Source organism: Streptomyces sp. bgisy159 (assembly GCF_057707805.1).
In genome coordinates this window covers 271,717-288,206 of record NZ_JBYIQX010000001.1, presented here as the reverse complement: position 1 = coordinate 288,206, position 16,490 = coordinate 271,717, and the positions used below count along the sequence as shown (strand labels likewise).

General features: G+C 73.6%; 15 protein-coding genes and 2 pseudogenes. 12 read left to right on the top strand and 5 right to left on the bottom strand.

Going from position 1 to position 16,490, the window contains the following annotated elements:
- Window positions 1-90 precede the first annotated feature (90 nt).
- On the bottom strand, window positions 91-1,725 hold the full coding sequence (locus tag AC3ET3_RS01345; protein ID WP_435611474.1) for a S1C family serine protease: 1,635 nt from the start codon (window positions 1,723-1,725) through the stop codon (window positions 91-93).
- 217 nt (window positions 1,726-1,942) lie between these two features.
- Here AC3ET3_RS01345 and AC3ET3_RS01340 point away from each other — a divergent pair, with 217 nt between their 5' ends.
- From AC3ET3_RS01340 to AC3ET3_RS01330, 3 genes are all read left to right on the top strand, one after another.
- Entirely contained in the window at window positions 1,943-2,773 is an 831-nt protein-coding gene (locus tag AC3ET3_RS01340; protein ID WP_435611473.1) for a glycerophosphodiester phosphodiesterase, read from the top strand.
- Window positions 2,774-3,149: 376 nt separating this feature from the next.
- Window positions 3,150-3,713, top strand: a complete 564-nt coding sequence (locus tag AC3ET3_RS01335; protein WP_435611472.1) for an ATP-binding protein — start codon at window positions 3,150-3,152, stop codon at window positions 3,711-3,713.
- 202 nt (window positions 3,714-3,915) lie between these two features.
- Window positions 3,916-4,881 carry a DUF5926 family protein gene (locus AC3ET3_RS01330; RefSeq protein WP_432136625.1) on the top strand — a complete coding sequence of 322 codons (966 nt, stop codon included), beginning with the start codon at window positions 3,916-3,918 and terminating at the stop codon, window positions 4,879-4,881.
- A 369-nt stretch (window positions 4,882-5,250) separates the two neighbouring features.
- Here AC3ET3_RS01330 and AC3ET3_RS01325 read toward each other — a convergent pair whose 3' ends face one another.
- Both AC3ET3_RS01325 and AC3ET3_RS01320 read right to left on the bottom strand, forming a co-directional pair.
- Window positions 5,251-5,850: a hypothetical protein gene (locus AC3ET3_RS01325; RefSeq protein ID WP_435611471.1), complete on the bottom strand. Its 600-nt coding sequence runs from the start codon at window positions 5,848-5,850 to the stop codon at window positions 5,251-5,253.
- Between the two features lie 54 nt (window positions 5,851-5,904).
- On the bottom strand, window positions 5,905-6,564 hold the full coding sequence (locus tag AC3ET3_RS01320; protein WP_432136623.1) for a bifunctional DNA primase/polymerase: 660 nt from the start codon (window positions 6,562-6,564) through the stop codon (window positions 5,905-5,907).
- Between the two features lie 501 nt (window positions 6,565-7,065).
- Here AC3ET3_RS01320 and AC3ET3_RS01315 point away from each other — a divergent pair.
- From AC3ET3_RS01315 to AC3ET3_RS01300, 4 genes and pseudogenes are all read left to right on the top strand, one after another.
- Window positions 7,066-8,577: a PP2C family protein-serine/threonine phosphatase gene (locus AC3ET3_RS01315; protein WP_435611470.1), complete on the top strand. Its 1,512-nt coding sequence runs from the start codon at window positions 7,066-7,068 to the stop codon at window positions 8,575-8,577.
- Window positions 8,578-8,732: 155 nt separating this feature from the next.
- Entirely contained in the window at window positions 8,733-10,205 is a 1,473-nt protein-coding gene (locus AC3ET3_RS01310) for an aminopeptidase P family protein (protein WP_432156524.1), read from the top strand.
- Window positions 10,206-10,215: 10 nt separating this feature from the next.
- Window positions 10,216-10,776 (top strand): annotated as a pseudogene (locus AC3ET3_RS01305) (GntR family transcriptional regulator); the annotation flags it as partial.
- Window positions 10,777-10,841: 65 nt separating this feature from the next.
- The gene (locus AC3ET3_RS01300) at window positions 10,842-11,219 is read left to right on the top strand and encodes an MFS transporter (RefSeq protein ID WP_435611469.1); all 378 of its coding nucleotides are present in this window, start codon (window positions 10,842-10,844) and stop codon (window positions 11,217-11,219) included.
- Here AC3ET3_RS01300 and AC3ET3_RS01295 read toward each other — a convergent pair.
- A pseudogene (locus tag AC3ET3_RS01295) lies at window positions 11,194-12,010 on the bottom strand (triphosphoribosyl-dephospho-CoA synthase). The gene AC3ET3_RS01300 and the pseudogene AC3ET3_RS01295 sit on opposite strands and share 26 nt — an antisense overlap.
- A gap of 219 nt (window positions 12,011-12,229) precedes the next feature.
- On the opposite strand from AC3ET3_RS01295, the gene AC3ET3_RS01290 reads away from it, so the two are divergent.
- Window positions 12,230-12,847 (top strand): TOPRIM nucleotidyl transferase/hydrolase domain-containing protein, encoded by a 618-nt coding sequence (locus AC3ET3_RS01290; RefSeq protein ID WP_432136619.1) that lies wholly within the window; start codon window positions 12,230-12,232, stop codon window positions 12,845-12,847.
- A gap of 36 nt (window positions 12,848-12,883) precedes the next feature.
- Here AC3ET3_RS01290 and AC3ET3_RS01285 read toward each other — a convergent pair whose 3' ends face one another.
- Complete coding sequence (locus AC3ET3_RS01285) at window positions 12,884-13,330, bottom strand: ATP-binding protein (protein ID WP_432136618.1); 447 nt, start codon at window positions 13,328-13,330, stop codon at window positions 12,884-12,886.
- Between the two features lie 274 nt (window positions 13,331-13,604).
- Between AC3ET3_RS01285 and AC3ET3_RS01280 the strand changes: the two genes are divergently transcribed.
- From AC3ET3_RS01280 to AC3ET3_RS01265, 4 genes are all read left to right on the top strand, one after another.
- Complete coding sequence (locus AC3ET3_RS01280) at window positions 13,605-14,414, top strand: hypothetical protein (protein ID WP_435611468.1); 810 nt, start codon at window positions 13,605-13,607, stop codon at window positions 14,412-14,414.
- A gap of 112 nt (window positions 14,415-14,526) precedes the next feature.
- Window positions 14,527-15,282 (top strand): YcnI family copper-binding membrane protein, encoded by a 756-nt coding sequence (locus AC3ET3_RS01275; RefSeq protein WP_435611467.1) that lies wholly within the window; start codon window positions 14,527-14,529, stop codon window positions 15,280-15,282.
- 93 nt (window positions 15,283-15,375) lie between these two features.
- Window positions 15,376-16,029: an SCO family protein gene (locus AC3ET3_RS01270; protein WP_432156526.1), complete on the top strand. Its 654-nt coding sequence runs from the start codon at window positions 15,376-15,378 to the stop codon at window positions 16,027-16,029.
- The gene (locus tag AC3ET3_RS01265; RefSeq protein WP_432136614.1) at window positions 16,026-16,478 is read left to right on the top strand and encodes a copper chaperone PCu(A)C; all 453 of its coding nucleotides are present in this window, start codon (window positions 16,026-16,028) and stop codon (window positions 16,476-16,478) included. The genes AC3ET3_RS01270 and AC3ET3_RS01265 overlap by 4 nt, the downstream gene beginning before the upstream one ends.
- Window positions 16,479-16,490: the final 12 nt, after the last annotated feature.

Here is a 16,490-nt window from a genome sequence, read left to right as displayed (position 1 = left end):
GGCGCGCGGGGCGGGCGAAGGGGAATGTCGCCCCGGCCCTGCGGCATCGGCCGCCGCCCACGCGCGCGGGTGGGCGGCGGCCGGCGTTGGTCAGCTGTCGCCGGTGCGGGAGCCGAGGACCACGTCGACCGTGTGGGTCTTGCCGTCGCGCTCGTAGGTGAGCGTGACCTTGTCGCCCGGCTTGTGGGTCCAGATCTCGCCGATCAGGGTCGGACCGCTGTCGATGACCGTGTCGTCGAACTTGGTGATGACGTCGCCCGGCTTGAGGCCGGCCCGGTCGGCGGGGCCGCCCGGCTCGACCGCGGCGGAGCCGCCCGCACCCTGCTCGGTGATCTTCGCGCCGTCGCCCGACTCGTCCAGCGTGACCGACGCGCCGATCTTGGCGTACACCGGCTTGCCCGTCTTGATCAGCTGCTGGGCGACGTACTTGGCCTGGTTGATCGGGATGGCGAAGCCCAGGCCGATCGAGCCTGACTGGCCGGAGCCGCCGAAGCCGCCGCCGCCCGTCGACTGGATCGCGGAGTTGATGCCGATCACGTTGCCGTGCGCGTCCAGCAGGGGGCCGCCGGAGTTGCCGGGGTTGATCGACGCGTCCGTCTGCAGCGCACTCATGTAGGAGGCGTTGCTGCCACTGCCGTCGCTGGAGGCCACCGGGCGGTTCTTGGCGCTGATGATGCCGGTGGTCACCGTGTTGGACAGGCCGAAGGGCGCGCCGATCGCGATGGTGGAGTCACCGACGGCCACCTTGTCGGAGTCGCCGAGCGGGAGCGGTTTGAGGTCCGACGGCGCGTTCTTGAGCTTGATCACCGCCACGTCGTAGCCCTGCGCGTGGCCGACGACCTCCGCGGCGTACTTCTTGCCGTCGGGGAACGTCGCCGTCAGCTTGCCGCCGTCGACGGCGTCCGCGACGACGTGGTTGTTGGTGACGATGTGGCCCTCGGTGTCGAAGACGAAGCCGGTGCCGGTGCCACCCCCGCCGCTGCTGGACTCGGCCTCGATGGTGACCGTGCTCGGCAGTGCCGTCGCCGCGACCGCGGCGACCGTGCCCGGGTCACGCTTGACCGAGCCGCCGGTGTCGGAGGCGGAGACGGTGGTGGAGCTGCTGTCGTCGTGCTTGGCGAGCGCGTAGCCGAGGCCGCCGCCCAGGCCGCCCGCGAGGAGGGCGGCCACCAGGACCCCGGCGATCAGTCCGCCCCGGCCCGACTTCTTCTTCGGCGCGGGCTGCTGGGGGTAGGGGACTCCGCCGCCCCAGCCGCCGTCCGCGTGGCCGCCGTGGCCCGCGTCGGAGTACGACGGCGTGGCGGCCGGCGGAGGCGGCCAGGCGCCACCCGCGGTCGGCGCACCGCCGTGCGCCGTCTCCCCGTAGCCGGCGGCCGGGGCCCCGTGGTGCGGGGCGGGCGCGGCGCCGTACGCGGGAGCGCTCGACGTGTCCGGCCCGGCGCCCTGGGGCGCCCCCGGGGCCGGGTGCTGCGGCGGGCTGGGCGGCGGCCAGTTCGCCTCGGCGGCGGACGGGGCGGGGGTGGCCGGGGCCGCCGAACTGGGCTCGGTCGCGCCGGTCGGCGCGTCAGTGGTCTCCGGCGTCCGGGGCGCGTGCGGACCCTCGGGGCCGATGCCGGACCGCGTCACGGTCTCGTCCGTCCGTGCCGTGACCGCGGGAGATTCCACCGGCACGGGGGGTGCAGACGGGGCCGGGGGTACCTCGGTGCCCTCGTTCTCGGTGCTCACAGCTCTTCTCCTCGATCCACGGCTGTTCTCGTCGGTCGCACTGGGCCGCGCCGCTCACGCCTGTTCACGCCTGTCGCCTACCAACGCCTCAGCTTTTCCCACGGGCCGTCAGAGCACCATAAGCCGTGGCCATGGGGGTGAAGCCAGTCCTTATAAGGGACATTACGGGCATTCTGTCTGCTTCTTAGGAACATCTCACGAGTGGCACCATGACGCGGTGACCCACGCACGGCAGCAGTACCCCATTCAGGTCGTCGCTCACCGAGGTGCCTCCGAGGACGCGCCCGAGCACACCCTGGCCGCGTACCGGAAGGCGATCGAGGACGGCGCGGACGCGCTGGAGTGCGATGTGCGCCTGACCGCCGACGGCCATCTCGTCTGTGTGCACGACCGGCGCGTCAACCGCACCTCCAACGGCCGCGGCGCCGTCTCCGCGCTGGAGCTGGCCGACCTCACCGCGCTGGACTTCGGCTCGTGGAAGGCCCGGGAGGCGGTCCGTACGCGAGACGAGGAGCCCGACTGGGAGGTCCGGCCCGAGGCCGAGGAACACACCTCCGTCCTGACCCTGGAGCGGCTGCTGGAGCTGGTCGCCGACGCCGGGCGGCGCGTGGAACTGGCCATCGAGACCAAGCACCCCACGCGGTGGGCCGGGCAGGTCGAGGAGCGGCTGCTGGTTCTGCTGAAGAGGTTCGGCCTGGACGCGCCCGCGACTCCCGCCGGGTCCCCCGTCCGGATCATGAGCTTCTCGGCTCGTTCGCTGCACCGCGTGCGGGCCGCCGCGCCGACGCTGCCGACGGTCTATCTGATGCAGTTCGTCTCGCCCCGGCTGCGGGACGGGCGGCTGCCGGCCGGGGTCGGCATCGCGGGCCCGTCCATCCGGATCGTGCGCCACCACCCGGCGTACGTGGAGCGGCTGAAGGAGAACGGCCACCAGGTCCACGTCTGGACGGTGAACGAACCCGAGGACGTGGCGCTCTGCGCCGAGCTCGGCGTGGATGCGATCATCACCAACCGGCCACGCGCGGTACTGCATCAGCTCGGCGCGTGACCCGCACCGTGCCGGCTCCGCGTTCCGGACGCAGCTTCGCGCCCGCCCCGTACCGTGCCGGCTCCGCGCGGGGTCTCCACGCATCAGCTCCGCGTATGACTCGGCACACTCCGTCACCCGAAATCACAGAAGTCCCAAAAGCGCACTCAAGTCCCACGCATACCTCTTGACCCTCACAGAGGCTCTACAGCATTCTCCGTACCCACGGCTTTCGGCCAGGTCATCGAAATCCCGCCACGCCCTCACGGGGTGTGCTCCGGCGCGTTCGCTCCGTGTTCGATCGTTTCGAACGCGTCACCGGACATGGATTGGCCGGTTTCCGGTACAGGCCAATGGGGCATCCACACCGTGGCGTGGGGCGAAGGAGGTCTCGGGGGTGGCGTTGGTGGTGGCACAGGAGGTGCCCACGTCGTCGAGCATGGCCGTTCCCCATGGCCCTGCGGGCGTGGGGGAAGCGAGACGCCGTATGCGCGCGCAGCTGTGCGGCGGCGGGGTCCCGGAAACGGTCGTCGACGATGCCGTACTGATCCTGTCCGAACTCTTGAGCAACGCGTGCAAACACGGCCGACCGCTGGGCGGTGCCCTGGCCGGCGACGGTGACGTCCGGGCCGCATGGCGCGTGGACCCGGGCGGCCGGCTGGTCGTGGAAGTGACCGACGGCGGGGGTCCGACCCGCCCCGCCCCGGCCACCCCGTCCGTCACCGCGCACGGCGGCCGTGGACTGAACATCGTCACGGCACTCGCGGCCGACTGGGGCGTCCGGGACGACATCCACGGCGAGGTCACGGTGTGGGTCGTCGTCCACGGGGACGTGCACGACCGGGACGCCGTCCGCCGCCGCGACGACTTCGCCTCCCGGATCACCGCTCCACCGGTGGTGTCCATACCCGGGCTCGACTTCGCGGAGGCCTTCGAGGACCTCGACCGAGACCTCGGCTGACGCCCCGGCCGGCCCCGCTTCGGCCGCGGCCGACACCCGGCCGGCGCCTCGGCAGCCCCGCACCACGGCTTCGGCCCGAACCCCGCACCCCGCCTCGGCCGAGACCCGGCCGGGGGCGGCTCCGCCACGGGTACCGGTGGGCTTCCGTTCGAGCGGCTAGGCTCCCGGCGTACCAGACGAGCCGTACCCGGGAGACACCCAGATGGCCAAGAAGCGATCCCAGACCAAGGCCCAGCGGCCGCGGACCACGGACGGAGAGATCCCGGTCGTCGGCGCCCGTGAGCCCTGCCCCTGCGGAAGCGGCCGGCGCTACAAGGCGTGCCACGGGCGGGCGGCCGCGCACGCGGTGACCGAGCTGGTGCAGCGTCCGTTCGAGGGGCTGCCGGGCGAGTGCGACTGGGTGGCCATGCGCGAGCTGGTCCCGGCGGCCACGGCCGAACTGCCGCTCAAGGAGGGCCTGCCCGAGGGCGTCCCCTCGGTCACCCTCGCCACCGTCCTGCCGATGGCCTGGCCGGCGCTGCGCCGCGACGACGGCTCGGTCCTGCTCGGCCTGCAGAACGACACCTCGTCCGGCGACATCAGCCGCGACCTCGCCGACACGCTGCAGCGCGCCCTCACCGCCGAGCCGGGCACGCCGGTGCAGGCGCGCCGGGCACCCGCCGACGGTCCCCGGCTGCAGGACCTGCTCGACCCGGAGGGCGTTTTCGAGCCGGTCGTGCACAGTGGTTTCGAGTTCTGGGTGCCGGACTCGGAGAACGCGTCGCCGGAGGTGGCGGCTTCCCTGGAGCGGGCCAACGCAGCCGCGATCCCGACGGTCAAACTGGCCGGTGTGGACGCCGCGTACTGGTGCGAGACCACGGAGAAGAACCACCTGCGCTGGGTCATGCCGCACCCCGAGGAGCGACTTCTGGACGCTCTCGCGCGGCTGCACGCGGCGGGGCGGTCCGGCCTCGGCGAGGGCACCCGCCTGGTGGGTTCCTTCCGGGCGCACGGCCTGACCGTGCCGGTCTGGGACCTGCCGACCGGGGTGTCTGCGGACGACATCGAGAAGCCCGCCGCCGAGTTCGCGGAGCGTCTTTCCGCCGCGCTGGCGTCACAGGCGCCGCTGACGCCCGACGAGCGCCGGGCGCGCGGGGGTCTGACCAATCGGCAGGTCACCCTCAGCTGATCCGCTCCGGAGGCACCGGGTGGGGTGACTCCGCTCACAACTCCCGGGCGCACAAGGTGAGTCGGAGCCAGAAAGCGCCGCTCAGCGGGTGTCCGGAAAGCCGACGGAAAACGCGGGATCGAATTTGCCTGAGGCCGATCTCTTGTTACCTTTTCAGTAGCCCGGTTGCTGGTGCATCCCCCGTCGCCAGCAACCGGGTTTTTCCGTGCCCGGGCCGGTGTACAGAGCGGGTCCGGATGTCAACTGCGCGCATCCGGCGCAGAGTTGCTCCCTGTACGCAGCAGCAGCGGGGTGTCTGCGCCCGGGTCGGCGAACTCCGTCACCGCCGAGTACCGCTCCGGCGCTCCCCGCGTCGGCTCTCGGGGGGTCTCACAGCTCGCCGGTTCGTTCGTCGGCGCTCACCACGCACCACATCTGCACCGTGCGTCCACCGGGCGCCAGGAGGGCCAGCGCGGCGTCGAGGGGGCGGCCGGTGGCGTTGCGATAGTAGGTCCGGGCCCAGGTCTCGCCGCCCCGGATGAGCACACAGGTCTGCGCCTCGACGCCGTCGGGCGAAGTGAGTTCGGGGCCGCAGCGGGCAGCGGTCACCGGACCGGGACCCGGCATGGCGGTCACCGGACCGAGGCCCGGCATAGCGGTCACCGGACCGAGGCCCGGCGTGACGGAGGTGCGGCCGGGTCCGGGGCGGGACGCCGTGCCGTCGGCCGACGGGCCACCGGCCGCCCGCGCCCGGTCGCCGGAATCCGGCGGGGCGCCGCCCGGCACCGGGGCCGCCCCGGCATCGGTCGCCGGGGAGACCCCGCCGCCGGACGCGAGTGCGGTGGAGCCGGAGGGCACCCTGAGGGTCCGGACGGCAGGACCCGCGCCCGCGGCGTCCGCCGGTACGGGGGACGCCGCCGCCAGCGGTACGAGGACCGCCACGACGGCCAGGACCACCACGGCCGGCAGGACCGGCAGACGAGGGTGCATAGGCGGACGATAGCCAGCCGGCCCGCGCCCCCCGCCCGCGCGCGCCGGACAGCCCTACAACTCGGGCGCGCTCACACCCGTACGAGTGAGGGCGTCGACGACCGCGTCCACCACGGCCTCCACATCGGGCACCCAGGGCGAGGCCGAGCCGGGCAGCGGGGCGCGCTCCCAGCGGACGCCACCCTGGCCGGTCTCGGAGGGCGGCAGGGCGAGATAGCCGCCCTCGCCGTGGAAGCGCAGCGAGCCGGGGACGAAGTCCTTGGCGTACAGCAGTTCGCCCAACTGCTCCATGGAGTACGGCTTGACCAGGATGGACCAGCGGGTCGGCGCGGCCACCACCGGACCGAGGCGCAGGCCCCGGCGGTCCAGCGCCACGAGCGCGCGGGAGGCCGGGGCGGCGGGGAGGCTGACGGCGCAGGGCGCCGTGCCACCGGTGGCCAGGACGATCGGAGCCGTCGGCCGGTTGGTCCACCACCAGCGCACCATGCGGGCGTCGGTGGTCGCCGCGAGCAGGCCGGGGTCGAAGGGATGAGCGCCGGGCACCGTGCATTCCGGGTCCGGGCAGCCGCAGCGGGAGCGGCCCTGCGGGTCCGCCGCCACGCCCGGGAGCACGGGCCATCGCCATTCCGTCGCATAGGTCAGGGCCGCGCTGATCAACTCAGGCTTCCCGTCACCGCGCAGGAGCCTGCGTCGCCTTCTGAGGATCTCGCGCATGAGCGCTCGTTCCTTTCCGTTGCACCGCTGGCAACACCGTGGGCCACATCACACCATGTGTCGATCACTTCACTGTGCGTACCTGTTGGCGCATCACACCCCTGTCACGGACAGGGAGAACCCCTATGGGTCGAGCGTTGGCTGCCTCTGCCGCGGCCCCGTCCATACGCGTCTATCAAAAGCATGGGCGTGGCGCAGGGTGGCGAAGTCTGGCGTTTTGCCGTCGCGCGTATTTCTTCCGACTCCGCCGCGGGAGGATGGGGCACGGTCGTCGGTGGCTATGACGCCCGGGTCCGTCACCAGGTTCCGGGCGAACGTCAACCGCCCCTGGCCTTCTCCGAGTACGTACCCATCACGACCGCTGTGACGCTCCGTGGAGCAAGGCCAGTCGACCGCAATAAGGCCTCACCCGAGGCAGTTTCAAGCCAACTTTGCCATTGCGCAAGGGCCGTACGACAAGTGCTCCCGCTGCCCACGGACACCAGGAATCCTCGCAGGACAATGCTGGACATCCCCTCACGAGTGCGTGTACATGTGGAGACACTGCTGGCGGCGCAGAATCACATGGGGGTTTGCGATGCTTTTGAGCAAAACGCGCCGGTCCGAGAGCCGGACGCCATGAACGCCCCTCACCCTCCGAAAGTGGCCGGAATCGATTCGACGGTTCCCTCGCCCGCACACACTGTCGCGCCCGCGCCCACGGCCACGGGAACCGCATCCGTCCCCGCGCCGAACGCCCCCGGCGCGCTGCTCCAGGACCGCCTCGCCGGCTGGGTCTCGGACCTCACCACCCTGCACGAGCTGACCGAGCGCCTCGCCCGCACCGACTCCCTGTCCGACGCCCTTCAGGAGGTGCTGCGCGCCGGCGCCTCCCTGGTCGGCGCCCAGCGCGGCCTCGTCGTCCTGGAGCCCGCCGACGGCCTCGGCCCGGACACCACCATCGGCCTCGGCCTCGGCCGCGCCGACCTCGGCCAGATCGAGACCGTGCCGCGCAGCGCGCTGTCGTACGGGCGGATCCTGGACGGGCTGCCCGGCGGCGAGGGGGCCATCGCCCAGCCCGACCTGTTCGCCGAGGACGGCCTCGACCCGCGCCAGCGTGAGGTCGCCGCCCGCCTCGGCTACGCCGCGAGCTACGCCCTGCCCCTCGCCGGCCGGTCCACCGGGCGCCTCGGCGCCGCCGTGTGGCTGTACGACGAGCCCGCCGAGCCGGTGGAACGCCAACGCCACCTGGTCGGTCTGTACGTCCGGTACGCCGCCGAGCACCTGGGCCGGCTGCGCGAGGTCGAGCACACGCGCGCGTGCATGGCGACGATCGCCGAGGAACTGCTGCCCGCCCGGCTGCCCCGGGTGGCCGGGGTCCAGCTGGCGGCCCGGCACCGCACCGGCCCGCGCGGCGGCGGCGACTGGTACGACGCGCTGCCCCTGCCGGACGCGGCGCTCGGTCTCGCGGTCGGCTCGGTCACCGGCGCCGGACCGAGCGCGGTCGCCGCGATGGGCCGGCTGCGGGCCTCCCTGCGCGCCTACGCCGTGATGGAGGGCGAGGACCCGGTCGCGGTCCTGTCCGACCTGGAGCTGCTGCTGCGGCTGACCGAGCCGGCCCGGTCGGCGACCGCGCTGTTCGCGTACTGCGAGCCCGCACTGCGCAAAATCACCCTCGCCGGGGCCGGGCACTGCCCGCCGCTGCTGGTGGGGGCGCGGCGCACCGAGTTCGTGGAGACGTCCGTGTCGGCGCCGCTGGGCATGCTCGCGTGCTGGGAGGCACCGAGCGTGGAACTGGCCGCGGAACCGGGCGAGACGATCCTGCTGTACACCGACGGGCTGCTGCAGCGGACCGGCGACCCCACCGACCGGGCGTTCGCCCGGCTGCACGCGGCGGCCGCGGGTGCGCCCAAGGGCGTCCGCCAGGATCCGGACGCGCTCGCCGACCATGTGCTGCGCACCGTGCTGCCGGACGGGCTGGACCGGGCCGACAGCGCCGAGGACGTGGTGCTGCTGGCGGCGCGCTTCGACTGAGGGCCCGCCCCCGTCGCCCGTACTGACCTGCCATAACGCGTCTCGGGGCACGGCCATACCAGGTGTGCCCGATCACCCTGTAATGGTTCCTCCGCCTCTGGGCCCCCTTCCGTGCGACCGTACGATGGACGGGGTCCAGCGCCCTATCGAGGAGGATGACCGTGGCTGAAGAGTTCCCGGAGACCCCGGAGACCTCTGAGGAAGAGCCCATCAAGCAGCGGAAGAACGGCCTGTACCCGGGCGTGTCCGACGAGCTTGCCGAGAACATGAAGTCGGGCTGGGCCGACACCGAGCTGCGCGACCTGCGGCCGATCGCCCAGGCCACCGAGACCGCCGCGCGGCGGGCCGCGCTGTCGGCGCGCTTCCCGGGCGAGCGCCTGGTGATCCCCGCGGGGAACCTGAAGACCCGCTCCAACGACACGGAGTACGCCTTCCGCGCGTCCGTCGAGTACGCGTACCTCACCGGCAACCAGACCGAGGACGGTGTCCTGGTGCTGGAGCCCAAGGGCGACGGCCACACCGCGACGATCTACCTGCTGCCGCGCTCCGACCGGGAGAACGGAGAGTTCTGGCTCTCCGGCCAGGGCGAGCTGTGGGTGGGGCGCAGGCACTCGCTGGGCGAGGCCGAGCGGCTCTACGGCATCCCCGCCTCGGATGTGCGCGAGCTGGCGGACAAGCTGCGCGAGGCCACCGGCCCGGTGCGGGTCGTACGCGGGTACGACGCCGGGATCGAGACCGCGCTCACCGACAAGGTCACCGCCGAGCGGGACGAGGAGCTGCGGGTCTTCCTCTCCGAGGCGCGGCTGGTCAAGGACGGCTTCGAGATCGGCGAGCTGCAGAAGGCCGTCGACTCCACGGTGCGCGGCTTCGAGGACGTCGTCCGCGTGCTGGACAAGGCCGAGGCCACCTCCGAGCGCTACGTCGAGGGCACGTTCTTCCTCCGCGCGCGCGTGGAGGGCAACGACGTCGGCTACGGCACCATCGCCGCCGCCGGACCGCACGCCTGCACGCTGCACTGGGTGCGCAACGACGGGCCCGTGCGCTCCGGCGACCTGCTGCTGCTGGACGCGGGCGTCGAGACGCACACCTACTACACGGCCGACGTCACCCGCACGCTGCCGGTCAACGGCCGGTTCAGCGAGATCCAGAAGAAGATCTACGACGCCGTGTACGACGCCCAGGAGGCCGGCATCGCGGCGGTGCAGCCGGGCGGGAAGTACCGGGACTTCCATGACGCGGCCCAGCGGGTGCTGACCGAGAGGCTCGTGGAGTGGGGGCTCGTCGAGGGCCCCGTCGAGCGGGTGCTGGAGCTGGGGCTGCAGCGCCGGTGGACGCTGCACGGGACCGGGCACATGCTCGGCATGGACGTCCACGACTGCGCCGCCGCGCGGACCGAGACGTACGTGGACGGGGTGCTGGAGCCGGGGATGGTGCTCACCGTCGAGCCCGGGCTGTACTTCCAGGCCGACGACCTGACCGTGCCCGAGGAGTACCGGGGGATCGGGGTGCGGATCGAGGACGACATCCTGGTGACGGAGGACGGCAACCGGAACCTGTCGGCGGGGCTTCCCCGGCGGTCCGACGAGGTCGAGGCCTGGATGGCGGGCCTCAGGGCGACCGCGAGCTGATCGGCGGTCGGTGGACCTCCATCTCGACGCGGACACCGGTGAAGGGCGCCGTGCCGGGCTCGAACGTGCCCTGCGCGACGCCGTCCGGCGAGGGCGGCCGGCTCCCGGCGAGCGGCTGCCCGCGACGCGGAAGCTCGCGGAGGAGCTGGGGGTCTCCCGCAACACCGTGAAGGCCGCGTACGACCAGCTGGTCGCCGGGGGGTACCTGACCGCTCGGCAGGGGTCGGGAACGCGGGTGGCCGCGGTGCCGTCCGTCGCCACCGGGCCGGACGAGACCGGCGTACGCGCGCGTGCGCCCCGGTTCGATCTGCGGCCCGGGAGCCCGGACGTCGGCGCGTTCCCCGCCGCCGCCTGGTCGCGGGCGCTGCGGCACGCCATCTCCAAGGCGCCCTCGCTCGCGTACGCCTACGACGACCCGCGCGGGCGGGTGGAGCTGCGCACGGCGCTGTCCGGTTACCCGGGGCGCGCGCGAGGGGTGATCGCATCGCCGGAGCGGATCGTGATCACCTCGGGGTACGTGCAGGGCCTGGCGCTGCTCACCCGGGTGCTGGAGGGCGCCACCGTCGCCATGGGGCGGCGCGCGGGGTGGACGGCCTGGGCTCGGCCACGCGGGCGCTGTGGCGTGCGGGATGGGTGATGTGTGCCGCGTGCGGGGCGTTCGCGCTGTCGGCGGGGGCCGGGCTGTGGACGTCGGTGGCGTTGCTGGTGGTGGGGGCGGTGTTCCAGGTGGTCGCGGAGATGGGCCAGTCGGCGGGGGCGTGGCAGCTGTCCTTCGCGCTGGCTCCGGCCGCTCGGGTGGGCGAGTACCAGGGGTTCTTCGGCACCGGGGTGGCCGTGGCGCGCACGCTGGGGCCGCTGGTGCTGACCTCGCTGCTGGTGGAGTGGGGGCCGCCCGGATGGCTGCTGCTCGGCGCGGTGACGGTCGCGGCGTCGTACGCGATGGGGCCGGCGGCACGGTGGGCCGCCGGCCGGACGTCACAGGGCGGGGTCAGCCGGCCGGTGCGGGTGGGATGACGTCGGGGAGGGCGTCCAGGAACAGGGCGCCCGCCAGCAGGCCCGCGCTGCCCCGAGGGCTCCACGCGCGCGCGTGCAGGTCGGCGTCGAGGGCGGTCAGGGCCGCCCGGCCGGCCGGGGTTGCGGTACCACCCGCCGCCAGGACCTCGCGGGCGCCGGACTGAACGTGCCGCAGGCCCCGTGGACCGGCGGTGTGGAGGAGTTCGGTGTCCTGGAGGGTGGACACCACGGTGAGCAGGGCGTCCAGGCGGGCCTCGGGCTCCGTCGCGCCCGCTGTGCGCGCCTCCACGAGCGCCGTGAGCGCCCGGCGCACGTGCGGGAACCCGGCGCGCGCCTCACCGCGCGCGCCTGCGGCGCCGTAGCGCGCGGACATCGTGGAGCCGCGCGAGGGGCGCCGGGGCGCGGACCGGTCCGGGTGCGCGGCGATGCGCCGGGCGGCGTCCGTGACGTCGGCGCCTCGCGCGCCGGGCTCCAGGGCCGCCGCCGCGACCAGCAGGCCGAGCGTCCACAGCGCGCCCCGGTGCCCGCCGCCGGCCAGCCCCACCACGTGTTCGGCACACCGCCCGACCGCGCCCAGCTCGGGCCCGCAGCCCCGGCGTCGGCTGCCCCGCGCGGCGGGCGGCGGCCGCCATCGCGGCGAACCCCGGTTCGAGCGCCTTCGCGGACCAGCGCAGCGTGCCGTGGTCCGGCCGGCCGGCCCGCGCGGCGAGATCCCGCGGATCCGGCAGCCCCGGCTTGGGCGCCAGCGCCAGCTGGGCGGTGAGTGCCGCGACGGCGGCCCGGGCGAGCATCCCGTCCCCGGCCGCCCCGGGCCCCCGCCCCACGACATCGCCGAGCCCGCCGACCACTCCGGCTCCCCTCTCTCCCGTCATGCCGCGACGCTAGAACCGCCGGCCGTGACCGGCCTGGGCAGCGACTGGCAGCCGTCTGTGACCGGCGGGGGCGCAGGGTGTGTGCGCCCCGGGGAAAAGGTCGTGCTCCCAGTGGCTGGGTGGGAGCAGAATCGCTGCATGGCGGATATGGGAGCGCTCCGGGACGCGGTCACCAGGTGGGCGGCGGGGGGACCGGGCGAGCCCGCTCGGGAGCTAGCCGCGCGGCTGGACGTACGGACCGCGGTGCTGCTGGAGGGCCCGAGTGACCTCGCGGCCGTCGAGACGCTGGCCGCGCGCCACGGCCGCGACCTGTCCGCGGAGGGGGTGTGCGTGATGCCGATGGGCGGGGCGATGAGCGTCGGCCGGTTCGCCGGACTGCTCGGGCCGCCCGGCCTGGGCCTGCGGCTGACCGGGCTGTGCGACGAGGGCGAGCGGGGCTTCTACGACCGCGCGCTGGAGCGGGCCCGCGCGCCGCGCCGGGAGTTCTTCGTGTGCGTGTCGGACCTGGAGGACGAACTCGTCCGTGCGCTCGGCGTGCCCCGCGTCGAGGAGGTCGTCCGCGCGGAGGGTGATCTCCAGGCCTGGCAGACCTTCCTGCGCCAGCCCGCGCAGCGGGGCCGTACCCCGCAGCAGCAGATGCGCCGCTTCCTCGGCACGAAGAAGGGCCGCAAGATCCGCTACGGCCACCTCCTGGTCGACGCCCTCGACACCGCGGGCGTCCCTGCTCCCCTCGGCGACCTGCTGGCGAGCCTGTGAGCCGTGGCCGCTGTCACACGGCCGGCGGCCCGGCCGTCACACGGCCACCAGCGGCGCGTCCTCCCGCCACTTGAGGATCTTGTCGAAGCTGACCACCGCGCCGCCCTGCCCCGGTTCGCCGCCGATGTGGACATGGTCGGCGAGTTCGCTGATGAGGTAGAGACCGCGGCCGTGCTCGGCGTCCGCGCGGACCGGGCGGACGTCGGTGTCCCGGGTGAACCCCGGCCCGGCGTCGGCGACCTCGATCCGGCACATCTCGCCGTCCAGGTACGCGGTGACCCGGTAGGCCTCCGACCCCGCCCCGAACGCCGCGCCGCCGCCGTGCTCGACCGCGTTGGCACAGGCCTCGCTGAGGGCCACGGACAGGTCGTAGGAGATGTCGGGGTCCACGCCCGCCGTCTCCATGGCGCCGATCAGCAGGCGTCGGGCGAGCGGCACGCTCGCGGCGTCGCGCCGCAGGTGCAGTGACCACCAGATGCTCATGCTCCAGCCTCCCGGCCGCGGCTCGACATACCTCTTACGTATTGCCGTAGGAACCCCTGTGTAAGCACGGATTGGACGTGATGCCGCCCATATGGGGGATGCGCCGGACGCATCAAACGGTGTATGTGGTGTGCATCCGCACCACTCACACCAGAAGGTGATCTTCCCTTCGGTGAGGTGATCTTCGCCGCGGAGCGGTCCGGCTCGGATCCGGCCGGAACGAGACGGCCCTGCCGTCGGGACGCCGTCGGGCCAGTGGGATGATGGGCCCGCCATGACCGACCCCCACCAGCGCACGGCGCGCACCGGAGCGGACCTCCGGCTGCTGCGGGCCGCGGTGTTCGCCGCGGTCTGTGTCGTGCTGGCCGGGGCCGGGCACTCCCTGGCCTCCTGCGCCGCGCTCCCGCTGTGGACGCTGGGCACCGGCTTCCTCGCGGTCTTCGCGGTCGTGGCACCGCTCGCCGGGCGCGCCCGGTCCCTGCCGGGCATCGTGGTGCCGCTGGCGCTCGGGCAGACCCTGCTGCACGTGCTGTTCGGGCTGGGGCAGCAGACCGCCTCGGCCACCGTCACGGCCGTACCGGGACCCTCGTCCGACGCCTCGCTCGTGGCGCAGGCCGCCCGGCTGCTGTGCGGCACCCCCGCGAGCGCGCTCGATCCGGCACAGGCCGAGCGCATCCTCGTCGACGCGCGCGTGTACGACAGCCTCCGGGGCGGCGACGCGGTGGCGCACTCCGGCGACCTGATCGCCGGGGGCTGCTCCCATCTGGTGCCCTCCCTGCCGATGGTGCTCGGCCACGTCCTCGCGGCCGTCGCCACCGGCTGGCTGCTGCGCCGCGGCGACCTGGCGGTCCTGCGGCTGCTGGACCTGTCGGCGCAGGACGTCGCCGAGGTGGCGCTCGTCCGGTCGCTGCGCGGCGCGCTGGCGCTCGTGCGCCTGCTGCTCGCGGGGCCGGCGTCCGCGCCGGTGACGGGCCCCAGGCCCACCGCGCTGTTCGCGCCGCCGCACCGGCCGGCCCTCGGTGACCTCCAGCACACGGTGATACGGCGCGGCCCGCCCGCCGCCCGCGTCGTCCTCGCCGCCTGACGCGCCCGGCACCTCCCCGAGGAGGGTGGCCGCCGTCGTGCGGCACACGCGCGTGCCGGATTCCCGCACGCGCGCCTCACCCGAACTCACCCACCGTGGAGTGTTTCCCGCCATGAAGGCTTCCCGTCTCGTCGCCGTCGCCGCTGCCGCCGGCACCGCCGTGCTCGCCCTGTCCGCGCCGGCCTTCGCCCATGTCACCGTGCAGCCGGAGGGCACCGCCGCCAAGGGCGGCTACGCGGTCGTCAACTTCCGCGTGCCCAACGAGCGCGACAACGCCTCGACCACCAAGCTGGAGGTCAACTTCCCGGCCGACCACCCGCTGTCCTCGGTCAGGCCCCAGCAGATCGACGGCTGGAAGATCGAGATCACCAAGGGCAAGCTGGCCGAGCCGCTGGAGGTGCACGGGCGGAAGATCTCCGAGGCCGTCACCAAGGTCACCTGGACCGCTGACGGCCAGGGCATCCAGCCCGGCTTCATCCAGCAGTTCCCGGTCTCCGTGGGCGCGCTGCCCGAGGACACGGACGAACTCGTCTTCAAGGCGATTCAGACGTATTCCAACAAGGAGGTCGTGCGCTGGATCGAGGTGCCGCAGAAGGGTGCCGAGGAGCCGGACAACCCGGCGCCGGTGCTGGCGCTGTCCGCCGCCGCGGACGGCCACGGCTCGGCCGCCGACGCCAAGGCCGCTTCGAAGGAGTCCGGTGGCTCCGCCGACGCCAAGACCGCCGGTGCGACGGCCGAGGTCGCCGAGCCGGCCGACTCCAGCGACACCACCGCCCGGGTCCTCGGCATCGTGGGCATCGTGATCGGTGTCGCCGGTGTGGCGTACGGCGTGCTCGCCGGCCGCCGTCGGACCGCCTCCGACGCCTGACGCTCCCGCCTCCCGCGCGTACCGGGGCGGACGCACGCGCACGCGTGTGTGCCCCGGTACGCGCCGGGTCCTCACTTTCTGGGACATTTCTCCATGCGCAAGAAGACGTTCGCCGCGGCCGCGCTGCTGGCCGCCGCCGCCCTCACCCTTTCCGCCTGCGGCACCGGGACGGACACCGGCAGCCCGGTGGCCGCCGTCTCCGCCGACACCACCGCGCGCCCGGCCGCGATCGTGCTCGACCAGCCGTTCACCAAGCCCGACCTGGTGCTGACCGACACCCGGGGCAAGAGCTACGACCTGCGGGCCGCGACCCAGGGCCGGCCGACCCTGCTGTACTTCGGCTACACCAACTGCCCCGACGTGTGCCCGCTGACGATGAGCAACATCGCCATCGCCAAGAAGCAGCTGCCGAAGGCCGAGCAGGACCGGCTGCGCGTCGTGTTCGTCACCACCGACCCGCAGCGGGACACCGCGGCGGAACTCGGCAAGTGGCTGAAGAACATGGACACCGAGTTCATCGGCCTGACCGGCGACTTCGCCACCATCCAGGCCGCCGCCCGCACCGTCGGCATCGCCATCGAGCCGCCCCACAAGGACAAGAACGGCAAGCTGGTCTCCACCCACGGCACCCAGGTCATCGCCTTCTCCCCGAAGACCGACCAGGGCTATGTCCTGTTCACCGAGGAGGCCACCGTCGACGACTACACCGCGGACCTGCCCCGGCTGATCAAGGGGGAGAACCCGTGAGGCGGCTCGCCCTGCCGGCCGCCCTGCTGGCCGGCGCCCTGGGGCTCACCGGCTGCGGCTCGCCGGACGACGGGACCCCGGACCTGTCCATAGGCTCCGCCTACATGCCCGAGCCGGTCTCCGACTCCATGGCCGCCGGCTTCCTCACCGTCACCAACGACGGCGGGAAGCGGGACGAGCTGACGTCCGCCACCAGCGACGTGGCGGGCAGCGTCACCCTGCACACCACGCAGGGCGGCGCGATGAAGCAGGTCGACGCCCTGGACGTGCCGGCGCACGGCCGGCTGGTGCTGGAGAGCGGCGGGAACCACCTGATGTTCGAGAAGCTCAGGCGCAAGCCGCGCCAGGGCGAGAAGGTGTCTCTCGAACTGCACTTCGCCGAGTCCGGCACGGTGACGGTCGACATCCCCGTGGAGGCCGCCACGTTCACGCCGGACCACGGCGACTGAGGGAGGGGACCA